We start from the raw sequence: 21,796 nt of genomic DNA, 5'->3' as shown, positions 1-21,796 counted from the left end.
CACCTTGCACGGCAGAGTGCAGTCCAATTGTGGCGAGGGAGCTTGTCGAATCGTCGCACCGTCCCGCTCGGCTGCGCAGCAGTCGTAAATCCGGTGTCCGCGTATTGACTGACATAATCCGGTTGAATGGAATTGGGGCCGCTTCGCAGCCCAGCGGGAGCAAGCTCCCTCGCCACAATGATTGCCTGGAGGCTTATGACGTATCAGTGCGGGTTTCGCGATGCACAGCACATGCGCAGTGTGTTCAATCGGCGGTTGGGGGTGACGCCGCAGCAGTTTCGGCTGAATTTTGCGTTGATGCTCTGAGAGATGTGTTGAGTTGGCGGGCCCCATCGCGAGCAGGCTCACTCCTACAATTGGAATGCGTTCCCCTGTAGGAGTGAGCCTGCTCGCGATAGGGCCCGTCCGGCTAACCGAGAACTATTGCGCAGCACGCGCCGGCAACAGCTTCAACGTACTGCGCGTATTGGCCGTCACCTCTTCCTCGCTGAAGTGCGCCTGCACGTACATCCCCTCAACGTACTCTTCGGCCTGATCGTCATAGTGGCTGTCGAACGGCACGCCGCTCTGGCCGACCGGGTTGATGGTCAAACTGTGCGCCGGGTCGGCGAAGTCCACCAGACGCCGCGTCGAAGGCCCATAAGTCACCGGCCATGGCGCCGGGCCGAGCTTGGCCGAGAGATTGTTCGGCACTTCATGACTGCCCGGCGCAGCGAACGGCCCGACATTGACGATGCGGTCCAGCGGCTTCTGTTGTCCCAGCGGATGGCCATGAGTCAGGGTGTGTGCCGTGCCCCAATGCCAGTCCGACGGATTGTCGCCGAGGGTTTGTCTCAGGTGCGCCATGCTCGCCTGCCACGCTGCTTTGACGATGTCGGCGCGGGTTTCCTTGTTCGGCGTCTTGCGGTTGTCCCACCACGGTGAATCGGCGTTCGCCGCCAGGCGCGGCAGGGCCGCGTCGATCACCCGGGTCGAGAGCAGCGTTTCGAAGAAGTCGTTGCCCAGCTCATCGCGCATCGCCGCATCGGCGAGGTCGTAGAGGAACTGGTTGAACAGCGTGGCGCTGACCGAGTCCAGTGGATAGTCGCCCGGCCACTGCGCCAATTGCTCGACCAGTTTCAGTTGCGCCGGATCACTCACCACTTCACGCAACACCGGCAGCAACGGCGCCAGGGTGCGCGGGCCGTAGGCGGTAGTGGTGCCCAGTTGCAGTTTCTGGTTGGCTTCGTTGCTCCATTTCACGCTCTTGTCGCTGAGCTGGCGGTTGAGCTGCTGACCGCGATCGGCGAGGTTGTAGTAACCGGGGATCTCCATCCCGGTCGGCGACAGCGGCTGGAAGTTGGCCGAGACGATGTAGCCGCGCGCCGGGTTTTCTTCCTGCGGGTTGGCGCTGAACGGGTAGTAGCCGTCCTTGTCCGCCTGATTGCCGCTGCCATCGAGAATGAACTCCGGCTTCACCCCGGCCGGGCGTTTCGGCAGCAGCGCCGAGGCCCACCAGGCGATGTCGCCCTTGGCGTTGGCATAGACGATGTTCAGCCCCGGCGCCTGCACTTTGGCCGCTGCCGCACGGGCCTTGGCCAGGGTGTCGGCACGGTTGAGCTGGTAGAAACCATCGAGGATCGGGTTCGGCGTTTCGAGGAACGCCCACCACATGGCGATCGGTGTTTTACCGGCAGCAGTGCCGAGGGCGTCGTTGACGATCGGGCCGTGGGGCGACTGGCGCAAGGTCAGCGTCACCGGTGCCTGGCCCTTTACCGCGATCTGCTGCTCGGTGCTCACCAGATCGGTCCACTGGCCGTGGTACCAGACTTGATTCGGATTATCCGGGTTGACCTTCTCGGCGATCAGATCCAGATCGTCGTTCTGGAACATGGTCAGGCTCCAGCCGAAATCGAGGTTGTGGCCGAGGAACGCGAACGGCACCAGCGCCTGATGATGGCCGTAGAGCTCAAAGCCCGGTGCCGACAGTTGCGCCTCGTACCACACCGACGGCACCGAGAAGCGAATGTGCGGGTCACCGGCCAGCAGCGGTTTGCCGCTCTGGCTGCGGCTGCCGGCAATCACCCAGGCGTTGCTGCCTTCGAATTGCGGCAGGCCGTTTTCAATCAGCGCCTGCTCGCTGAGGCGGGCGAGGGCGTTGAGGTCTTGCCAGTCGCCGGCAGCGAGGGCCGGCGTCGGATGAGCGCGATCTTTGGCGAGCACGCCCTTGGGCTGCCAGTCGAGGTCGAAGACGTTGAGGTAATCGGCGCCGAGTTGATCGCGCACGTAGGTCAGCAACGGCTCGGTGCGAAACGCGGCGGCAAAGCTGTAGGCCATGTAACCGGCAACGCTGATGCTGTCTTCGGCGGTGAACGGCCGCTTGGGGATGCCCAGCACGTCGAACTCGACCGGCGCGGCGTGGCTGTCCTGATATTGGTTGATACCATCCAGATAGGCTTGCAGGGCCTTCCACGCGGGTGACTGCTTATCGAGACTGGCGACATAACTGGCAGCGCGTTCACGGATGCGCAGGCTGCGGAACAGTTTGTCGGTGTCGAGCAGCTTCGGCCCGAGCACTTCGGCCAGTTCGCCACGGGCGAGGCGGCGCATGGCTTCCATCTGGAACAGTCGGTCTTGGGCATGCACGTAGCCGAGGGCGCGATACAGGTCGGTTTCGTTTTCGGCACGAATATGCGGCACCCCGCGTTCGTCGTAACGCACGGTCACCGAACCTTGCAGATTGCGCAGCTCCACCTGGCCCTGACGCGTCGGTTGCTTGCTATAAACGTACCCGCCGATGCCGGCGAGCAGGACAACGATGAGCAAGGCAAGAACGGTGAACACGCGTTTCATGGTGACTCCTTGTGCATGCGGGATTGCCGCCCGTCGGGCTGCAAACAATTAGCACAGACCTTCCGTGCCGTGCATCGCTGTCCTCGAAAAGTCCGGAATGCCTTACTGCGCCAGCACCGGCCACGGGCAATAACAACCGACCGCCAGGGTGTGCGTGGCGCTGACCGGGCGATCTTCGGTCAGGGCATTGAGGATCGGTTCGATAAAACTGTTGCTGGAGTTGCAGGTCAGCCCTTCACTGTACGGCCCGAAGTACGCCAGTTTGCCGCTGCGATCCCAGATCGCCACGGCGGGGCTGGCCGGTACCTGCTCGGAACCGGGCAACACCGCAATGGTTTTCAGATTGCTCAGGGTGGCGGGCAACTGGCCGTGGCTGCCGCCACGCTGCACCGCAAAGAACTCCACACCGCGCGCGCCGAACTGCTCGACCATTTCCGTCAGGTGCTGTTGATTGCCGACGTTGCACGGGCAGGCCGGGTCCCAGAAATGCACGAGACGGATTTTTCCGGGGCCGGCCAACTCTTCCGGCAGACGCAACGGATCCCCGGAAAACACGGCGGTGTGCTGACTGAACGCGCGCAGATAGCGCCCTTGAAACCAGTCGTACGCCGCCCACAGCACCCCGGCACACACAAGCGCGAGCAGGCTGGCAAACAGTGCGGTGCGGTAGGGCGAGCGCATGGTTTTTCGATCCTCGAAGGGGGGCTAGCTTGCCATGCTTGCCGCAACAGATGAATATCGCAGGCCGATAAAGTCTGTTTACCGCTTTGGAATACCCGCATGCCTGACACTTTCGATGCCGATCATTTACGCGCCAGCCTCAAGCCTTTGGCCCAGTGGCAGCCGTTGTCGGACGAGGCCAAGGCGTATCAGCGGTTCTATCAGACCGACTTCCCCGAACGCGATGTCTGGCGCGGCATGGGCCGGTTCGAAGTCGATGGCTATGAACTGGTCAGCCATTGCTGGTGGCCGGAAAAGGTCAAGGGCACGCTGTTTCTGCTGCACGGTTTTTACGATCACACCGGGCTGTATCGGCATGTGATCGAGTGGGCGCTGGATCAGGATTTTGCCGTCATCGCCTGCGATTTGCCGGGGCATGGCCTGTCGAGCGGAGCGCGGGCGAGCATCCGCGACTTCTCCGAATATCAGGACGCCTTGCAGGCGTTGTTCGCTGAAGCCAGTTCGATTGCCCTGCCGCAGCCCTGGCACCTGTGCGGGCAAAGCACTGGCGGCGCGATTGTCGTCGATCATGTGCTTAATCATGGCGAGAACAGTCCGGCGCAGGGCCAGCTGATTCTGCTGGCGCCGCTGGTGCGTCCGCGTGCCTGGGGTTGGTCGCAGCTCAGTTATTATTTGCTGAGGCCTTTCGTGCGGGGCGTCACCCGGCGCTTCAGCGAGAACTCCAACGACCCCGATTTCCTGCCGTTTCTGCAAGCTGATCCGTTACAGCCCAAACGCTTGCCGACCGCGTGGGTCGGTGCGCTGTCGCGCTGGATCATCCGTGTCGAACACGCGAAAAAAAGTCCGCGACGGCCGCTGATCATTCAGGGGCAGGCGGACATGACCGTGGACTGGCAGCACAACTTGCAGGTGCTGAAGTGGAAGTTCGACCGGCCGCAGATTCTGCTGCTGCCGCAGGCGCGGCATCATCTGGCCAATGAGACGCTGGAGATGCGCGAGGAGTATTTCGAGTTTCTGAACAAGCGGATCAGGGGGCGGAATCTTCAGTGATTCCGAGGGCCTCATCGCGAGCAGGCTCACTCCTACATTTGATCGCGGTCTCCTGTAGGAGTGAGCCTGCTCGCGATGGCGGTCTGAAAGGCGATAAGGCTTACTGGCTGAGGTTCGAAGAGCTTTGCCCCACCGCCAACCCAGCTCGGATCGCTGCCAGCGCCGCCTGGTAATACGCCTTGCCTTCGGTGGATTCGGCAAAGGTCGCGAACTGCTCCAGTTCGTCATCCGACAAATCGCGATAAACGTAGAGCAGCGTGTTGTTCAAGTCGGCGCCGATCTGCTCCATCAGGCGCTGGCGCTGACCGTTCAGCATGCCTTGCGCCTGACCGCCGCCGAGCAGACCGGGAATCATCGAACTCAAACTGTCCGCCGCCACGCCGGCAATCGCCAGGCTGACCTCGGCGCCGGCTTCGCGCGCCGGCAGGGCTTGCGCCAGGTGGCCGATGATCAGCAGACGGCTATCGCTGACCTGCATCTTCGGCAAGCCCTTGGCGTTTTTCGCCAGTTGATCGCGACGGGTGGCGAGCAATTCAGCGGCGACGATTTTCTTGCCCAGCGGCGACTGGAAGAAGGCCAGTGCCGGCTGCGGATCAGCCAGGTGCTGACGCAGTTGCGCTTCGGCACGCTGATCCATGGCCTGGGGGGCGAAGCGCTGGTTGCTGTTGTTGACCAAGGCTTGAAACACCGCCGGCGGCAGGTTGTTCTGGTAGCGCTGCTGCGCAGCACTCAGGGCATCATTGAAATGCGCACGTTGATCTGGCCAGCCGGCGATCTTGTACAACTGATCGTGGCCGTCCGCCCAGGCGGGCAAAACGCAGAACATCAACAGTGAAAAAAGCAAACGGCGCATAGGGACTCCTGTCAGCAGCGGACTATTCTCCGTGCGGTGCCGGTACTTGTCGAGAATTCGTAGCAAGCCGCTGCGTGGCTCTGTCGAATTTCTTGCCGCCGGCATACTATGCGCGCCATGCAAATATCCTCCGAACACCCGCTGCTGTTACGTATCGTCGACGACCTGGCCGAACACGGCTGGTCGCAGCAGAACATTTTCCTGCCCGCAGGTTTGACCCGCGAGCTGGCGGCCGAGTGCCGTAAACGTGAGGCCGAGGGAGAACTGGCGCCGGCGGCGGTGGGCCGTGGGCCGTTTTCGGAGATTCGTGAGGGCATTCGCGGCGACCACATCCAGTGGATCGACCCGGGCCAGGCCGAAGCCAGCGACCGTTATCTGAACCTGATGGAAAGCCTGCGCGAGGCACTCAATCGCGGGCTGTTCCTCGGGCTGGAGGATTTCGAGTGTCATTTCGCCCTGTATCCGCCGGGCGCGTTTTACCGCAAGCACGTCGACCGTTTTCGTGACGATGACCGGCGCATGGTTTCGGCGGTGGTCTACCTCAATGACGCTTGGCTGCCGGAAGACGGCGGTCAGTTGCGCATGTATCTGGGCGAAGACCGGGTGCATGACGTGCAACCCACCGGCGGCTGTCTGGTGGTGTTCCTCTCCGGCGAAGTACCGCATGAAGTGTTGCCGGCGCACCGCGAACGCTTGTCGCTGACCGGCTGGTTCCGCCGCCGTGGCAACGAGCCGTTCTGAAATGCAGAAGATTCTGGTCAGCCGTTGCCTGTTGGGCCACCGCGTGCGTTACGACGGCGAGGCCAGCGGGCCGTTCGATCTGCTCGAACAGTGGATTGCCGAAGGGCGTGTGGTGCCGCTGTGTCCGGAGGTGGCTGGCGGTTTGCCGACGCCGCGAGCGGCGGCTGAAATCCCCGGCGGGCAGGGTAGTGAAGTGCTCGATGGCGTCGCGGCAGTGATCACCACTGACGGCGAGGATGTCAGTGCGCAGTTTCTCGATGGTGCGCGGCAGGCGCTGGCACTGGTGCAGAAACATGGCATCCGCGTCGCGGTGCTCAAGGCCAACAGCCCTTCCTGCGGGAATTTGCTGACATATGACGGGACGTTCAACGGAGTGAAAGTCTCCGGCGAAGGCGTAACGGCCGCGTTGCTCAAACGCCATGGTGTGCAGGTTTTCAGCGAACTGGAACTGCCTGAAGCCGCAATGGCCCTGACTCAACTCGACTGAAAGCCCACCGCAGCCCCCCTGTAGGAGTGAGCCTGCTCGCGATAGCTGTCTATCAGCACATGAGTGAATGACTGACAGACCGCTATCGCGAGCAGGCTCACTCCTACAGGGTTTATGTGTTCATTTGGGCTCGGCGAACCACTTCTCGGACAATGCCGCCAGGCGCCCATCCGCCTTGATCCGCTGCAACGCACCCGCAAGACTCGCCTGAAACGCCGGGTTACCCTTCTGAAACGGAATCGCCAAGTCCACCGGGGTCGCCTTCGGCTTCTCCTCGGTCAGCGCCTGTACCAGCACCATCGGGCGTGGTTGCTCATCTTTTTTCGCCAGCAACTGCGCATCGACCTTGCCGTAAGACTCGCTGACGTCGAAACGATCCTTGAGTTCGGGTGTCAGTGCTATGTGATTGAGCGCAACGTCGTACTTGCCGCTTTCAACGCCCTGGAGCAGGTCGGCTTCGTCGGTGACGATGAAGTCGGCGCGCACATCCAGCTCGTTGGCCAGCAGTTGCCCAAGCTCGACCTCGAACCCCGTGAGCGTGTCGCCATCCTTGAAATTGAAGGGCGGTGTATTAGCCTCAAGGGCAATGCGCAACTCGCCACGGTCGTTGACGTCATCAATCAGTTCGGCGTGAGCCAGAGGGCTCAGAAGGGGTAGCAGGCAGATCAGGCCAGGCAGAAAGCGCATGGTCACTCCTTTGAAATCATTATTGCGATGCTCTGAGTCAGGCTCGCTTTGCTATGGTTGTCGAGTGCCTTCGACAACGAATGGTCATGAAGTTGTCATGACCGCGCGGATTTTACGGAAAAACTGGAGAAGAGAATGAAAACATTCATGTCACGTGCAGCTTTGGCGGGTTTGCTGATGGGCGTTTCGGTGCTGGCCAGTGCGGCCACTCCGGCACCCAAGGGCGCCGAAGTGTTCATCGTTTCTCCCGAGGATGGGGCCACGGTGTCTCAGGAGTTCAAGGTCAAGTTCGGAGTCAAGGACATCGCGCTGGCGCCGGCCGGTGACGTCACCAAAAACACCGGTCACCACCACCTGCTGATCGACGCCAAGGAAATCGTTCCGGCCGGTTCCGTCGTGCCGACCGATGCCAACCATATGCACTTCGGCAAAGCGCAGACCGAGGCTACGATCAAACTGGCCCCGGGCAAGCACACCTTGCAACTGGAGCTGGGTGACAGCGGCCACATGGCGTTCGATCCGCCGATTGTCTCGAAGAAAATCACCGTCAACGTCAAATAAATTTCCGGCGTTGCATGAAAAAGGGAGCCCGAAGGCTCCCTTTTTTATTGCTCGGCGTTCGATCAGAACAGCACGCGGCTACGGATGGTGCCGTTGACGTGTTGCAGCTTCTCTTGCGCCAGCTCCGAGTACTCGGCGTCGACATCGATCACCACGTAACCGACTTTCTCGTTGGTCTGCAGGAACTGACCGGAGATGTTGATGCCGTTTTCGGCGAAGACCTTGTTGATCTCGCTCATCACACCCGGGATGTTCTCGTGGATGTGCAGCAAGCGGTGCTTGCCAGGGTGAGCCGGCAGGGCCACTTCCGGGAAGTTCACCGACGACACCGAAGTACCGTTGTCGCTGTACTTGACCAGTTTCTCCGCCACTTCCAGACCGATGTTGGCTTGCGCTTCGGCAGTCGAGCCACCGATGTGCGGAGTCAGGATCACGTTGTCCAGGCCACGCAGCGGGCTCTCGAACTCTTCGTCGTTGGAGCGTGGCTCCACCGGGAATACGTCGATGGCCGCGCCGATCAGGTGCTTGTCCTTGATCGCGTCCGCCAGGGCGTCCAGCTCGACCACGGTGCCGCGCGCGGCGTTAATCAGGATGCCGCCCTTCTTGATGGCGCGGATTTCCTTCTCGCCGATCATCCACTGGGTCGCCGCGGTTTCCGGAACGTGCAGGGTGACGATGTCGGACATGCCCAGCAGCTCGTGCAGGTTGCCGACCTGAGTGGCGTTGCCCAGCGGCAGCTTGGTCACGGTGTCGTAGAAGAACACCTGCATGCCCAGACCTTCAGCCAGAACCGACAGCTGCGTACCGATCGAGCCGTAGCCGACGATGCCGAGTTTCTTGCCACGGATCTCGAAGGAGTTGGCTGCGGACTTGATCCAGCCACCACGGTGGCAGGAAGCGTTTTTCTCAGGGATGCCGCGCAGCAGCAGGATCGCTTCGGCCAGCACCAGTTCGGCGACGGAACGGGTGTTGGAGTACGGCGCGTTGAACACGGCGATACCGCGCTCGCGGGCAGCACTCAGGTCAACCTGGTTGGTGCCGATGCAGAAACAGCCGACCGCGACCAGCTTCTTTGCGTGATCGAAGATTTCTTCGGTCAGCTGGGTGCGCGAACGAATGCCGATGAAGTGAGCGTCAGCGATCTTTTCCTTGAGCTGGGCTTCCGGCAAGGAGCCTGTCAGGTATTCGATGCTGGTGTAGCCCGCCGCCTTGAGGACGTCGACAGCCGATTGGTGGACGCCTTCGAGAAGAAGGAACTTGATCTTGCTCTTATCGAGAGAAGTCTTGCTCATCTGCGTAAACCTGTATCCCGGAGAAAAATGGCAGGGAGGGGAGCAGCCTGGAGCTGACCCGCACGGCAAGAAAGCCGTCTCCGCAGAACTGGCCTTGGGCACTGGCCTGCGGGGTCGGTATGCTAGCATAGCCACCCCGCGAAACACTCATTCCTGCGACGTGAAGCGTCTTCAGGATGACCATGAATTGTTCGAGAGTTCTGTCGATGACCAATCCTGCCCTGATTGATGAACTGAAGACCCTGGTCGAGCCTGGCAAGGTCCTGACCGACGCCGACTCCCTGAATGCGTACGGCAAGGATTGGACCAAGCACTTCGCGCCCGCGCCGTGCGCCATTGTGTTCCCCAAGACCATCGAACAGGTGCAGGCGATCGTCCGTTGGGCCAATACTCACAAAGTGGCGCTGGTGCCGTCGGGCGGGCGCACCGGGCTGTCCGCCGCCGCGGTGGCCGCGAATGGCGAAGTGGTGGTGTCGTTCGACTACATGAACCAGATTCTCGACGTGAACCTCACCGACCGCACCGCCGTGTGTCAGCCGGGCGTGGTCACCGAGCAGTTGCAGAACGTCGCCGAAGAAAACGGCCTGTACTACCCGGTGGACTTCGCTTCCGCCGGTTCCAGTCAGATTGGCGGCAATATCGGCACCAATGCCGGCGGGATCAAGGTGATTCGCTACGGTATGACCCGTAACTGGGTCGCTGGCATGAAAGTCGTCACCGGCAAGGGTGATGTTCTGGAGCTGAACAAAGACCTGATCAAGAACGCCACCGGTTACGACCTGCGCCAGTTGTTCATCGGCGCTGAAGGCACGCTTGGTTTCGTGGTCGAGGCGACCATGCGTCTGGATCGCGCGCCGAAAAACCTCACCGCCATGGTGCTCGGCACCGCCGACTTCGACTCGATCATGCCGGTGCTGCACGCCTTCCAGGGCAAGCTCGACCTGACCGCGTTCGAATTCTTCTCCGACAAGGCCCTGGCCAAAGTACTGGGCCGTGGCGATGTGCCGGCGCCGTTCGAGACCGAGTGCCCGTTCTACGCGCTGCTGGAATTCGAGGCGACCAGCGAAGAAGTGGCCAACACGGCGCTGGAAACCTTCGAACACTGCGTCGAGCAGGGCTGGGTGCTGGACGGCGTGATGAGCCAGAGCGAAACCCAGCTGCAGAACCTGTGGAAGCTGCGCGAGTACATCTCCGAGACCATCTCGCACTGGACACCGTACAAGAACGACATCTCGGTCACCGTGTCAAAAGTGCCAGCGTTCTTGCAGGAAATCGACGCCATCGTCGGTGAACACTACCCGGATTTTGAAATCGTCTGGTTCGGCCACATCGGCGACGGCAACCTGCACCTGAACATTCTCAAACCGGATAACCTGAGCAAGGACGAGTTCTTCGCCAAGTGCGCGACCGTCAACAAGTGGGTGTTCGAAACCGTCGAGAAGTACAACGGTTCGATTTCCGCCGAGCACGGCGTGGGCATGACCAAGCGCGATTACTTGACCTACAGCCGTTCGCCGGTCGAAATCGAGTACATGAAAGCGGTCAAAGCGGTGTTCGACCCGAACGGCATCATGAACCCGGGCAAGATCTTCGCGGTTTGATTGGCAATCCCTGATGAATCAATGAAGGCAGGAGTCGGTAAATGAGCTATCAGCACCAGTACGTCGACGGCACGCGCATTCACTTCCCGATCGGGAAAGTGGTGTGCATTGGCCGCAATTACGCCGAACACGCCAAGGAACTGGACAACCCGGTGCCTACCGAGCCGTTGCTGTTCATCAAGCCAGGCAGTTGCGTGGTGCCACTGGAAGGCGGGTTCAGTATTCCGACCGAGCGCGGTTCGGTGCACTACGAAGCGGAAATCGCCGTGTTGATCGGCAAGCCGCTGTCGACCAAGCCGAGCCGTGAAGAAGTGCTGGACGCGATCTCCGGTTTCGCTCCGGCGCTGGACCTGACCCTGCGCGACAAACAGGCCGAGCTCAAGTCCAAGGGCCTGCCGTGGGAAATCGCCAAGTCGTTCGACGGCGCGGCGGTGATTGCCCCGTTCGTGGTCGGCAGCACTTTCCCTGACCTGACCGACATCGGCATTCGCCTGACCATCAACGGTGAAGTGCGTCAGGACGGCAACAGCAGCGCGATGCTCAACCCGATCGTGCCGATGATCCAGCACATGGCCGGCTGCTTCTCGCTGCAGGCCGGCGACGTGATCCTTACCGGCACACCAGTGGGCGTCGGCCCGCTGAATGTCGGCGACGACATCGTGCTGGAACTGGTTGGCGCGAGCAGCTTCAGCAGCAGCGTGCGCTGACCGAACGCGTCCTCCCTTTTGGGATACACATAAGCTGTGGCGAGGGAGCTTGCTCCCGCTGGACTGCGCAGCAGGCCCTCGCTTTTTGAAGCGAAAAGCAGGGTCGCTTCGCGCCCCAGCGGGAGCAAGCTCCCTCGCCACAATAAATCCCCTCACAATAGGGCTCCCCCCCACCCTGGTTATGTGTTGCGGCTCGCAAACGCACACGACAATCCCGCCATTTGCCGTTTTTTTCACATTCTGTACGGATAATTCCTCTCATTCTGGCGTCTGAGCCGGCCTCTTTGTGCTATTACCCTTAGCCTGAATTTTCGGAACGCGTCCTTGATGTCAGCTCACACTCAGCTCAATCCTCCACGCCGCTCACGTTTCGCCCTGCGCTGGTATGTCTGGCTGTTGCTGGTGATCGCCGCCGCTTACGGTCTGGCGTTCGCCATGCATTGGGACGACCGTGGTCTGCTGTGGATGCGCGAGCGTCTCGAGAGTCAGGCCGAGCAGAAGGCAAGCATCTGGCTGCCGGACTATCGGGCGGTGATCGACGGCAAGCTGCTGCCGGGCATGGAAAAGGACGAGGCCTCGGACCTGTCCTACAACCCGCAGACCAAAACCCTGTTTTCGGTGATGGGCAAGAATCCGTTTCTGGTCGAACTGAGCTTGCAGGGTGATGTGCTGCGCAAGATGCCGCTGGTGGGCTGGAGCAATCCAGAAGGCCTGAGCGTGATGGAAAACGGTCTGATGGCGATTGTCGATGAGCGCGAGCACCTGCTGAGCATCGTCAAGGTCGATGCCAATACCCGCGAACTGAATATCGCCGACTTCCCGAAGTATGACCTCGGCCCGTCGGAAAACCAGAACAAGGCATTCGAGGCAATCACCTGGGATCCGCACAATCAGCAACTGCTGCTGGGCGAGGAGCGGCCGCCGGCGCTGTTCACCTGGAAAAGCGATGGCAGTCAGATTCTCAAGGGCGACAAGCAAAAGCTTGCCAGTGATGAGCTGGATATTCGCAACCTTTCGGCGCTGGCCATCGACCCGCGTACCGGCCACACCCTGGTGCTGTCCGCCGACTCGCACCTGCTGCTGGAGCTGGACGAGAAGGGCGAGCAGGTCAGCTTCATGACCCTGCTTGGCGGCTTCAACGGCTTGAAGGGCACCATCCCCCGCGCCGAAGGCGTGACCATGGATGACGCCGGTACGCTGTACATGGTCAGCGAGCCGAACCTGTTCTACCGTTTCGAAAAGCAGAAGTAAGCCGATAGCGGTCGACTTGTGGTCGCAGGCAAGTGGCCATTAAGCTTCAGTTCAGACAGGCGTGATATTTCATCGGCCTGTTTTGATCCCGAGCCTGCCTGAATGCGTCGACTTACCCGTCCCAAACCGCTGATTGTTATCTTGTCGGTGATTGCCCTGATCGTGTTGATCGCGATCGGCCAATACCTGCGCCTGTTCGAGCGTGCCTGGTTCAACCTGCACACCCTGTGGCAGCCGTTGAGCAGCGAGGCCATTGGCCTGGATCAATACCGGGTCGAGGTCGAAGCCAGGGTCATCGACGGGCTGAACGACGATGTTTCAGCGCTGACCTATGATCCGGTGCGCAACAGTCTGTTCACCGTGACCAACAAGAATGCCGAACTGGTCGAGTTGTCGCTCGAAGGCAAAATCCTGCGGCGCATTGCGCTGATCGGCTTCGGCGATCCTGAAGCGGTGGAGTTCATCAGCGCCGACACCTACGTGATCACCGACGAGCGCCAGCAACGCCTGATCAAAGTCCATTTGGAGCAGGACACCACGTTCCTCGACGCGGCGGACGCCGAACAGATGACCCTCGGGGTGCACATGAGCGGCAACAAGGGCTTCGAAGGCCTGGCGTACGATTCGGTGGGCAAGCGCCTGTTCGTCGCCAAGGAGCGTGACCCGATGCTGATTTATGAGGTGCACGGTTTTCCGCACTTCAATCCTGAAAAATCCTACGCGGTACACGTGATCAACAACCCCAAACGCGATGCGGGGATGTTCGTGCGCGATCTGTCGAGCCTGCAATACGACGAGCGCAGCGGCCATTTGCTGGCGCTGTCCGACGAGTCGGGGCTGATTCTGGAACTGGACGTGGACGGGCGCCCGCTGAGCACCTTGTCGCTGACCAAGGGCCGGCAGGGTTTGCAGAAGAGCGTGCCGCAGGCTGAAGGCATTGCGATGGATGACGACGGGACGTTGTATCTGGTGAGCGAGCCGAACCTGTTTTACGTCTTCAAAAAGCCTGCGCCAAACTGACTGACACCCCAAAAAACCAAATGTGGGAGCGGGCTTGCTCGCGAATGCGGTGTATCAGACAAATTAATGTATCTGACACACCGCATTCGCGAGCAAGCCCGCTCCCACAGGGGGGAATGCATTTGCCTGCAAGAGCGTGGGCGGTCTCGGCTTACTCGGCCTTCAGCGTCTTCACACCTTCGCTGGTACCCAACAACAGCAGATCCGCCGGACGCGCCGCGAACAGGCCGTTGGTGACCACGCCGACGATCGCATTGATCTGCGCTTCCAGCTCCACCGGATTGGTGATCTGCAGGTTGTACACGTCGAGGATGATGTTGCCGTTGTCGGTCAGCACGCCTTCGCGGTAAACCGGGTCGCCGCCCAGTTTTACCAATTGGCGGGCAACGTGGCTGCGGGCCATCGGGATCACTTCGACCGGCAGCGGGAATTCACCCAGCACCGGCACCAGTTTGCTGGCGTCGGCGATGCAAATGAAAGTCTTGGCCACCGCCGCGACGATCTTCTCGCGGGTCAGGGCTGCGCCGCCGCCCTTGATCAGGTTCAGGTGCGCGTCGCTTTCATCGGCGCCGTCGACGTAGAACTCCAGGTCGCTGACGGTGTTCAGCTCATACACCGGAATCCCGTGGCCCTTGAGACGCGCGGCAGTGGCTTCGGAACTGGCGACCGCGCCATCGAACGCACCCTTGTGCTGGGCCAGCGCATCGATAAAGCAGTTGGCGGTGGAGCCGGTGCCGACCCCGACGATGCTCTTGTCGTCGAGTTTCGGAAGGATAAAGTCGACGGCGGCCTGAGCCACTGCCTGTTTGAGTTGATCCTGGGTCATGCGGGCTCCGGAAGCGGGCAAGGGGAGACGGAAAGGCCGGCATTATAGGCCCCGGGGTGGTGCAGGGGGAAACACCCTGTGGTGAGGGAGCTTGCTCCCGCTGGAGCGCGAAGCGGTCCTTTGCATTTTTTCAGACAAATCGAATGTTCTGATTTACGACTGCTGCGCAGCCGAGCGGGAGCAAGCTCCCTCGCCACAATGGCTATTCACACCCTAAAGCCACCTGTTCAGTGTGGTCGTGCGGCTGAAAGCCGGGTTAGACTCGTCGGTCCCGCCCAATCGCCAGTGATGCTTTCCGATGCTCGAACAGTACGTCAAAAAGATCCTCACCTCGCGCGTTTATGACGTTGCCGTAGAAACCCCGCTGCAGAACGCTCGCCAGCTCTCCGAGCGGCTGGGCAATGACATCTGGCTCAAGCGCGAAGACTTGCAGCCGGTGTTCTCCTTCAAGATTCGCGGCGCGTACAACAAGTTGACCCAGCTGACTGACGAAGAGCGCGCCCGTGGCGTGGTCACCGCGTCGGCGGGCAACCATGCGCAGGGTCTGGCGCTGGCGGCGAAAGTGCTGGGCGTGAAAGCGACCATCGTGATGCCCAAGACTACTCCGGAGATCAAGGTCGAAGGCGTGCGTTCGCGCGGCGGCAAAGTGGTGCTGCACGGTGATTCGTTCCCGGAAGCCCTGGCCTACTCGCTGAAGCTGGTCGATGAAAAGGGCTACGTCTACATCCACCCGTACGACGATCCGCACACCATTGCCGGGCAGGGCACCGTGGCGATGGAAATTCTGCGCCAGCACCCGCAACCGCTGGACGCGATCTTCGTGCCGGTCGGCGGCGGCGGTCTGATCGCCGGTATTGCGGCGTACGTGAAATACCTGCGTCCGGACATCAAGGTCATCGGCGTCGAACCGGACGACTCCAACTGCCTGCAAGCGGCCATGGCCGCTGGAGAGCGCGTGGTGCTGCCGACCGTGGGCATCTTCGCCGACGGCGTGGCGGTGGCGCAGATCGGCCAGCACACTTTCGACATCTGCAAGGATTACGTCGACGAAGTGATCACCGTCAGCACTGACGAGATTTGCGCGGCGATCAAGGATATCTACGACGATACCCGTTCGATCACCGAACCTGCCGGCGCCTTGGGCGTGGCCGGGATCAAGAAGTACGTCGAGTTGCGCGGCGTCAGTGGTCAGACCTTCGTCGCCATCGACTCCGGGGCCAACGTCAACTTTGACCGCCTGCGCCACGTCGCCGAGCGCGCCGAGCTGGGCGAGGGCCGCGAAGCGATTATCGCCGTGACCATCCCGGAGCAGGCCGGCAGCTTCAAGGCCTTCTGCGAAGCGATCGGCAAGCGCCAGATCACCGAATTCAACTACCGCTACAACACCGGCAGCGAAGCGCACATCTTCGTCGGCGTGCAGACTCACCCGGAAAACGACCCGCGCAGCGCTTTACTGGCGAGCCTGACCGAGCAGGGCTTCCCGGTGCTCGACCTGACCGACAACGAACTGGCCAAGTTGCACATCCGCCACATGGTCGGCGGCCACGCGGCGCACGTGATCGACGAAGTGGTGTTCCGCTTCGAATTCCCGGAACGTCCGGGCGCGCTGTTCAACTTCCTGAACAAGCTCGGCGGGCGCTGGAACATCTCGATGTTCCACTACCGCAACCACGGTGCGGCAGATGGCCGGGTGGTTGCAGGCCTGCAAGTACCGCATGACGAGCGTCATCTGGTGCCGGCGGCGCTTGAGGAAATCGGCTACCCGTACTGGGATGAAAGCGAAAACCCGGCCTATCAGCTGTTTCTTGGCTGAACGGCTACGCTGATGGGCAGGCCCTGAGGAAATCGAACAATGGAAACGTTAACTGCCCTGAAAACTGCGCACATGGTCGCCACCGTGGTGTTGCTGGCCAGTGCGCTGGGTCTGGGGATCTGGGTTTTTCTGGCGCGTCGCAAAGGTGATGCAACGGCTGGCAGCCGCACCCTGCAACGGCCACGGGTGTTCATCTGGCTGTTGATGGGCCTGGCGTTGCTGAGCATGCCGTTTACCGGCTGGGGCATGGTGCATCTGGTCGGCTGGCCGCTGGGGCAGACCTGGCTGCTGGCTTCCAGTGTGCTGTACACCGTGGCGGCGCTGGCGTGGTTCTGGTTACTGGTGCGGTTGAATCGCTTGCGCAAGGCGCCGGGTGGCGTTGGCAAGTTCACTTTTGCCTTGGCGTTGTTCAGCTTTGTCTGCTTTATCGCCATTGCCGGGTTAATGGGCGCCAAGCCTGTGTGAAGCGAAAAGATCGCAGCTGCGGCAGCTCCTGCATGGGATGTGTACCTCTGTAGGAGCTGCCGCAGGCTGCGATCTTTTGATCTTCAGTCGCGCAACGAGATAACTGGCCAGCCCCGCTTCTCGGCCTCGGCCCGCAGATTCGGATCCGGGTCTACGGCCACCGGATTTGCCACCTGCTCCAGCAGCGGCAGGTCATTCATCGAATCGCTGTAGAAATAGCTGTCATCCAGCGAATACCCGGTTTCCTCCAGCCAGCGATTCAGGCGCGTCACCTTGCCCTCACGGAAGCACGGAATGTCAGTGCTGCGCCCGGTATAGCGGCCATCGACCATCTCGCACTCGGTGGCGATCAGGGTTTCAACGCCCAGGCGCACCGCAATCGGTGCGGTGACGAAGCGGTTGGTGGCGGTGATGATCACCAGTTTGTCGCCGGCGTCGCGGTGTTTTTTCAGCAGCTCCAGCGCCTTGGGCAGCACGATCGGCTCGATGCAGTCGCGCATGTAATCGTTGTGCCACTGCTCAAGCACGGCCATTTCGGTGCGGCCGAGGATTTCCAGGCAGAAGTTCAGGTACGCGGCGTTATCCAGCTGGCCGGCCAGGTAATCCTGATAGAACTCGTCGTTACGCTGCTTGTACGCCACCGGATCGAGGAAGCCGCGTTCGCACAGATAGTCGCCCCAAGCGTGATCGCTGTCGCCGCCCAGAAGGGTGTTGTCCAAATCGAATAGAGCCAGGCGCATTGCAGTTACCCGCTGAAAAGTCAGTAAAAAGGCGACAAGAATACGGTCTTTTCACAAGAGTGCACATAAGGTAGGAACCTTCGTTGCCGCCTTATCAAGCTTTGTGGAACAATGCGGCGACATGCGTTTGCGAGGTTGTTGCCGTGATCGACCCCGATGGTTTCCGCCCCAATGTCGGGATCATTCTGACGAATGACGCCGGCCAGGTGCTATGGGCTCGCCGTATCAATCAAGATGCCTGGCAGTTTCCGCAGGGGGGAATCAACCCCGAGGAGACGCCGGAAGACGCCTTGTACCGCGAGCTGAACGAAGAAGTTGGCCTGGAACGTGAAGATGTTGAAATACTGGCCTGTACCCGGGGCTGGTTGCGCTATCGTTTGCCGCAACGTCTGGTGCGTACCCACAGCCAACCGCTGTGCATCGGCCAGAAACAGAAATGGTTTCTCCTGCGCCTGATCTCCAACGAGCAGCGGGTGCGGATGGATTTGACCGGTAAACCGGAGTTCGATGGCTGGCGCTGGGTCAGTTATTGGTATCCGTTGGGCCAGGTGGTGACATTCAAGCGCGAGGTGTATCGACGCGCCCTCAAAGAGCTTGCCCCGCGCCTTTTAGCGCGCGACTGACGACGGAGTTCGACCCCGAGCCATGCTCAATACGCTGCGCAAGATCGTCCAGGAAGTTAACTCCGCCAAGGATCTCAAGGCGGCGTTGGGGATTATTGTGTTGCGCGTCAAAGAGGCCATGGGCAGCCAGGTCTGCTCGGTCTACCTGCTTGATCCCGAGACCAACCGCTTCGTCCTGATGGCCACCGAGGGCTTGAACAAGCGCTCGATCGGCAAGGTCAGCATGGCACCCAACGAAGGTCTGGTGGGTCTGGTCGGCACGCGTGAAGAACCCCTGAACCTCGAAAACGCTGCGGATCACCCGCGCTACCGTTACTTCGCCGAAACCGGCGAGGAGCGCTACGCCTCCTTCCTCGGGGCGCCGATCATTCACCACCGCCGCGTCGTCGGCGTGTTGGTCATCCAGCAGAAAGAACGCCGCCAGTTCGATGAAGGTGAAGAAGCCTTCCTCGTGACCATGAGCGCGCAGCTCGCCGGCGTTATCGCCCACGCCGAGGCCACCGGCTCGATCCGTGGTCTGGGCAGACAGGGCAAGGGCATTCAGGAAGCCAAGTTCGTCGGCGTACCGGGTTCGCCGGGTGCGGCGGTCGGTACCGCAGTGGTCATGCTGCCGCCGGCGGATCTGGACGTTGTGCCAGATAAAACCATCACCGACATCGACGCTGAGCTTGCGCTGTTCAAGACCGCCATCGAAGGCGTGCGCGCCGACATGCGCGCGTTGTCCGCCAAGCTCGCGACCCAGCTGCGCCCGGAAGAGCGTGCGCTGTTCGACGTCTACCTGATGATGCTTGACGATGCCTCGCTGGGCAGCGAAATCACCACCGTGATCAAGACCGGCCAGTGGGCCCAGGGCGCGCTGCGTCAGGTGGTCACTGAGCACGTCAACCGTTTCGAACTGATGGACGACGCCTACCTGCGCGAGCGTGCGTCGGACGTCAAAGACCTCGGCCGCCGCCTGCTGGCGTATTTGCAGGAAGAGCGTCAGCAGAACCTGGTCTACCCGGAAAAAACCATTCTGGTCAGCGAAGAGCTGACGCCGGCGATGCTCGGCGAGGTGCCGGAAGGCACACTGGTCGGTCTGGTGTCTGTACTCGGTTCGGGTAACTCCCACGTCGCGATCCTGGCCCGGGCCATGGGCATTCCGACAGTGATGGGCCTGGTTGACCTGCCGTACGCCAAGGTCGATGGCATCGAGGTGATCGTCGATGGCACCCGTGGCGAGGTCTACACCAACCCCAGCGATGTGCTGCGCAAGCAGTTCGCCGAGGTGGTCGAAGAAGAGAAACAACTGGCGCTGGGCCTCGACACCCTGCGCGATCTGCCGTGCGTGACCCTCGATGGCCATCGCATGCCGTTGTGGGTCAACACCGGTCTGCTGGCCGATGTGGCCCGGGCGCAGAAGCGCGGCGCCGAAGGTGTCGGCCTGTACCGCACCGAAGTGCCGTTCATGATCAACCAGCGCTTCCCGAGCGAAAAGGAACAGCTGGCGATCTACCGCGAGCAGCTCGCCGCGTTCCATCCGCAACCGGTGACCATGCGCAGCCTCGACATCGGCGGTGACAAGTCGCTGTCGTATTTCCCGATCAAGGAAGACAACCCGTTCCTCGGCTGGCGCGGGATTCGCGTCACCCTCGACCACCCGGAAATCTTCCTGGTGCAGACCCGCGCGATGCTCAAGGCCAGCGAAGGCCTGAACAACCTGCGGATCCTGCTGCCGATGATCTCCGGCACCCACGAACTCGAGGAAGCCCTGCACCTGATCCACCGGGCCTGGGGCGAAGTGCGCGACGAAGGCACCGACGTGCCGATGCCGCCGATCGGGGTGATGATTGAAATTCCGGCTGCGGTGTACCAGACCAAGGAGCTGGCGCGGCAGGTGGACTTCCTGTCGGTCGGCTCCAACGACCTGACCCAGTACCTGCTGGCGGTCGATCGCAACAACCCGCGAGTGGCCGATCTCTACGACTACCTGCACCCGGCCGTGCTGCAAGCCCTGCAGACCGTGGTGCGCGACGCGCATGCCGAAGGCAAACCGGTGAGCATCTGCGGCGAAATGGCCGGTGATCCGGCAGCGGCGGTGCTGTTGATGGCGATGGGCTTCGACAGCTTGTCGATGAACGCCACCAACTTGCCGAAAGTGAAGTGGATGCTGCGTCAGATCAACCTGAGCAAGGCCAAGGATTTGCTGGCGGAGCTGATGAAGATCGATAACCCGCAAGTTATCCACAGCTCGCTGCAACTGGCGCTGAAGAATCTCGGGCTGTCGAAGATGAATCCGCCGGCGGTCAACAAGGCCCTTTAAAAGATCGCAGCCTTCGGCAGCTCCTTGTATCTCGACTATCGCTCCGTCAGGAGCGATAGTTCTCGACTGATCATCGAGGGAGGGACTTGGAAGCCGTGCAGCTCCTTAGGCTTTTTGCCTGTGATGTAGATCGTGCTCCAGCCCTCCACACTCACTCATATAGTTCGAACGGTATCTTGGGCCCGTCTCTGGCGAGAGCTCGCATTCGCAAGGTTGGACAGAGTGCAGTGATGATCGAAAACGGATCAATGGAGAGACAGTCATGTCCAGTTTCGTCGGTGTCGATGTCGCTAAAAATACCTTTGATATCGCCACGCACTTGCCGAACGGCAAGCACAAAACCAAGGCCAAGCTGCCTAATAACTCGAAGGGTTTCAAAGAATTTGAAGCTTGGTTGAACAAGCAGGTCGAGCCTACAGCCTTGATCGTGATGGAAGCCACCAGCATCTATCACCTGGAACTTGCCGAGTTCGTCTACAGCAAGGGTTACCGGGTCTGTGTCGTCAATCCGGCCACGACCCATGCTTACGCCGACAGCGAGTTACGCCGGATCAAAACCGATAAAAGCGACGCCAAACTGATCGCTGATTTTGCTCGGGAAAAGGCTGAAAAGCTTCAGCTTTGGGCACCGGAGCCACTGAAATACCGCCAACTGAAGGCGATGGTGCGTCGGCTGGATGATCTTCAGGAAATGGAACAGATGGAGCTCAATCGTCTGGATGTGTCCGACGAAAAGGTCAAAGACTCGATCAACTCCGTTCTGCGCCACATCGAAAAAGAGATCGCTGAAACGCACAAAGCGATCAAGAAACACATCGACGATGATCCGGACATGCGCCAGATGCGCGACTTGATCGTGACCATCGACGGTATCGGGCAGAAAACCCTTGAGCGGCTGCTGGCCGAACTGGGCGACCTGCGCAAATATGACGACCCTCGCAAACTGGTCGCTGCTGCGGGGTTGAACCCAAAGCTGCAGGACTCGGGAAAGCTCAAAGGCAGAACAGTGATTTCCAGGATCGGATCGGCTCGCGTCCGCGCGGGTCTGTACATGCCAGGCCTGGTAGCGCTGAAGCACAACGAGGCGATCATCGCCATGAAGGAACGCTTGAAGGCCAATGGCAAGGCGCCCAAACAGATCATCTGTGCAGCCATGCGCAAGTTGCTGCACTTCGTTTACGGAGTGCTCAAATCGGGCCAACCATTTGACCCGAAATTGGCACTTGCCCGGTAAGGGGCAAGACGGTATCTACCTGGAATGTGT

20 protein-coding genes and 1 pseudogene are annotated in these 21,796 nt (G+C 60.7%); 14 read left to right on the top strand and 7 right to left on the bottom strand.

Features of this window, described 5'->3' with window-relative positions:
- Nucleotides 1–189: 189 nt before the first annotated feature.
- Nucleotides 190–306: pseudogene (locus AC1RBR_RS25745) on the top strand (AraC family transcriptional regulator); the annotation flags it as partial.
- Nucleotides 307–420: 114 nt separating this feature from the next.
- Here the strand turns inward: AC1RBR_RS25745 and AC1RBR_RS25740 are convergent.
- Both AC1RBR_RS25740 and AC1RBR_RS25735 read right to left on the bottom strand, forming a co-directional pair.
- Nucleotides 421–2,832: a penicillin acylase family protein gene (locus tag AC1RBR_RS25740; RefSeq protein WP_492567128.1), complete on the bottom strand. Its 2,412-nt coding sequence runs from the start codon at nt 2,830–2,832 to the stop codon at nt 421–423.
- Between the two features lie 102 nt (nt 2,833–2,934).
- Nucleotides 2,935–3,513 carry a DUF6436 domain-containing protein gene (locus AC1RBR_RS25735; RefSeq protein ID WP_492567126.1) on the bottom strand — a complete coding sequence of 193 codons (579 nt, stop codon included), beginning with the start codon at nt 3,511–3,513 and terminating at the stop codon, nt 2,935–2,937.
- 99 nt (nt 3,514–3,612) lie between these two features.
- Between AC1RBR_RS25735 and bipL the strand changes: the two genes are divergently transcribed.
- Entirely contained in the window at nt 3,613–4,563 is a 951-nt protein-coding gene (bipL, locus tag AC1RBR_RS25730; protein WP_492567124.1) for a phospholipase BipL, read from the top strand.
- Nucleotides 4,564–4,663: 100 nt separating this feature from the next.
- Here the strand turns inward: bipL and AC1RBR_RS25725 are convergent, their stop codons facing one another.
- Nucleotides 4,664–5,416 carry a DUF2059 domain-containing protein gene (locus tag AC1RBR_RS25725; protein WP_095137590.1) on the bottom strand — a complete coding sequence of 251 codons (753 nt, stop codon included), beginning with the start codon at nt 5,414–5,416 and terminating at the stop codon, nt 4,664–4,666.
- A 108-nt stretch (nt 5,417–5,524) separates the two neighbouring features.
- On the opposite strand from AC1RBR_RS25725, the gene AC1RBR_RS25720 reads away from it, so the two are divergent.
- Entirely contained in the window at nt 5,525–6,157 is a 633-nt protein-coding gene (locus AC1RBR_RS25720) for a 2OG-Fe(II) oxygenase (RefSeq protein ID WP_492567122.1), read from the top strand.
- Between the two features lies 1 nt (nt 6,158).
- Nucleotides 6,159–6,644: a 2-thiouracil desulfurase family protein gene (locus AC1RBR_RS25715; RefSeq protein WP_492567120.1), complete on the top strand. Its 486-nt coding sequence runs from the start codon at nt 6,159–6,161 to the stop codon at nt 6,642–6,644.
- A gap of 120 nt (nt 6,645–6,764) precedes the next feature.
- Here the strand turns inward: AC1RBR_RS25715 and AC1RBR_RS25710 are convergent, their stop codons facing one another.
- Complete coding sequence (locus AC1RBR_RS25710) at nt 6,765–7,331, bottom strand: transporter substrate-binding domain-containing protein (protein ID WP_492567118.1); 567 nt, start codon at nt 7,329–7,331, stop codon at nt 6,765–6,767.
- A 135-nt stretch (nt 7,332–7,466) separates the two neighbouring features.
- Here AC1RBR_RS25710 and AC1RBR_RS25705 point away from each other — a divergent pair, with 135 nt between their 5' ends.
- Nucleotides 7,467–7,892 (top strand): DUF4399 domain-containing protein, encoded by a 426-nt coding sequence (locus AC1RBR_RS25705; RefSeq protein ID WP_204894086.1) that lies wholly within the window; start codon nt 7,467–7,469, stop codon nt 7,890–7,892.
- Between the two features lie 62 nt (nt 7,893–7,954).
- Here the strand turns inward: AC1RBR_RS25705 and serA are convergent, their stop codons facing one another.
- Nucleotides 7,955–9,184 carry a phosphoglycerate dehydrogenase gene (serA, locus tag AC1RBR_RS25700; protein ID WP_025112046.1) on the bottom strand — a complete coding sequence of 410 codons (1,230 nt, stop codon included), beginning with the start codon at nt 9,182–9,184 and terminating at the stop codon, nt 7,955–7,957.
- A 206-nt stretch (nt 9,185–9,390) separates the two neighbouring features.
- On the opposite strand from serA, the gene AC1RBR_RS25695 reads away from it, so the two are divergent.
- From AC1RBR_RS25695 to AC1RBR_RS25680, 4 genes are all read left to right on the top strand, one after another.
- The gene (locus AC1RBR_RS25695) at nt 9,391–10,785 is read left to right on the top strand and encodes an FAD-binding oxidoreductase (protein ID WP_492567116.1); all 1,395 of its coding nucleotides are present in this window, start codon (nt 9,391–9,393) and stop codon (nt 10,783–10,785) included.
- A 41-nt stretch (nt 10,786–10,826) separates the two neighbouring features.
- The gene (locus AC1RBR_RS25690) at nt 10,827–11,492 is read left to right on the top strand and encodes a fumarylacetoacetate hydrolase family protein (RefSeq protein ID WP_027610530.1); all 666 of its coding nucleotides are present in this window, start codon (nt 10,827–10,829) and stop codon (nt 11,490–11,492) included.
- Nucleotides 11,493–11,819: 327 nt separating this feature from the next.
- Entirely contained in the window at nt 11,820–12,743 is a 924-nt protein-coding gene (locus tag AC1RBR_RS25685) for an SdiA-regulated domain-containing protein (protein ID WP_492567114.1), read from the top strand.
- 102 nt (nt 12,744–12,845) lie between these two features.
- Entirely contained in the window at nt 12,846–13,763 is a 918-nt protein-coding gene (locus AC1RBR_RS25680; RefSeq protein WP_492567112.1) for an SdiA-regulated domain-containing protein, read from the top strand.
- A gap of 151 nt (nt 13,764–13,914) precedes the next feature.
- On the opposite strand, the gene rpiA is transcribed toward AC1RBR_RS25680, so the two are convergent.
- The gene (gene rpiA, locus AC1RBR_RS25675) at nt 13,915–14,589 is read right to left on the bottom strand and encodes a ribose-5-phosphate isomerase RpiA (RefSeq protein WP_095137581.1); all 675 of its coding nucleotides are present in this window, start codon (nt 14,587–14,589) and stop codon (nt 13,915–13,917) included.
- A 298-nt stretch (nt 14,590–14,887) separates the two neighbouring features.
- Here rpiA and ilvA point away from each other — a divergent pair, with 298 nt between their 5' ends.
- Both ilvA and AC1RBR_RS25665 read left to right on the top strand, forming a co-directional pair.
- A complete protein-coding gene (gene ilvA, locus AC1RBR_RS25670) occupies nt 14,888–16,402 on the top strand; it encodes a threonine ammonia-lyase, biosynthetic (RefSeq protein WP_027610533.1) in 1,515 nt (504 codons plus the stop codon).
- A gap of 39 nt (nt 16,403–16,441) precedes the next feature.
- On the top strand, nt 16,442–16,867 hold the full coding sequence (locus AC1RBR_RS25665; protein WP_226500881.1) for a DUF2269 domain-containing protein: 426 nt from the start codon (nt 16,442–16,444) through the stop codon (nt 16,865–16,867).
- 83 nt (nt 16,868–16,950) lie between these two features.
- On the opposite strand, the gene AC1RBR_RS25660 is transcribed toward AC1RBR_RS25665, so the two are convergent.
- Nucleotides 16,951–17,607, bottom strand: coding sequence for a histidinol-phosphatase (locus tag AC1RBR_RS25660; RefSeq protein WP_492567109.1), 657 nt, complete (start codon nt 17,605–17,607; stop codon nt 16,951–16,953).
- A 143-nt stretch (nt 17,608–17,750) separates the two neighbouring features.
- Between AC1RBR_RS25660 and AC1RBR_RS25655 the strand changes: the two genes are divergently transcribed.
- The 3 genes from AC1RBR_RS25655 (at nt 17,751) to AC1RBR_RS25645 (ending at nt 21,766) form a co-directional block, all read left to right on the top strand.
- Entirely contained in the window at nt 17,751–18,230 is a 480-nt protein-coding gene (locus tag AC1RBR_RS25655) for an RNA pyrophosphohydrolase (protein WP_003229203.1), read from the top strand.
- Between the two features lie 22 nt (nt 18,231–18,252).
- On the top strand, nt 18,253–20,532 hold the full coding sequence (gene ptsP, locus AC1RBR_RS25650; protein ID WP_047596633.1) for a phosphoenolpyruvate--protein phosphotransferase: 2,280 nt from the start codon (nt 18,253–18,255) through the stop codon (nt 20,530–20,532).
- Between the two features lie 262 nt (nt 20,533–20,794).
- A complete protein-coding gene (locus AC1RBR_RS25645; protein ID WP_492563214.1) occupies nt 20,795–21,766 on the top strand; it encodes an IS110 family RNA-guided transposase in 972 nt (323 codons plus the stop codon).
- Nucleotides 21,767–21,796: the final 30 nt, after the last annotated feature.

The organism is Pseudomonas sp. GW823-FHT01D03 (assembly GCF_058798255.1).
The sequence above is the reverse complement of the archived record's forward strand: the minus strand, read 5'-3'. Positions and strand labels throughout refer to the sequence as shown.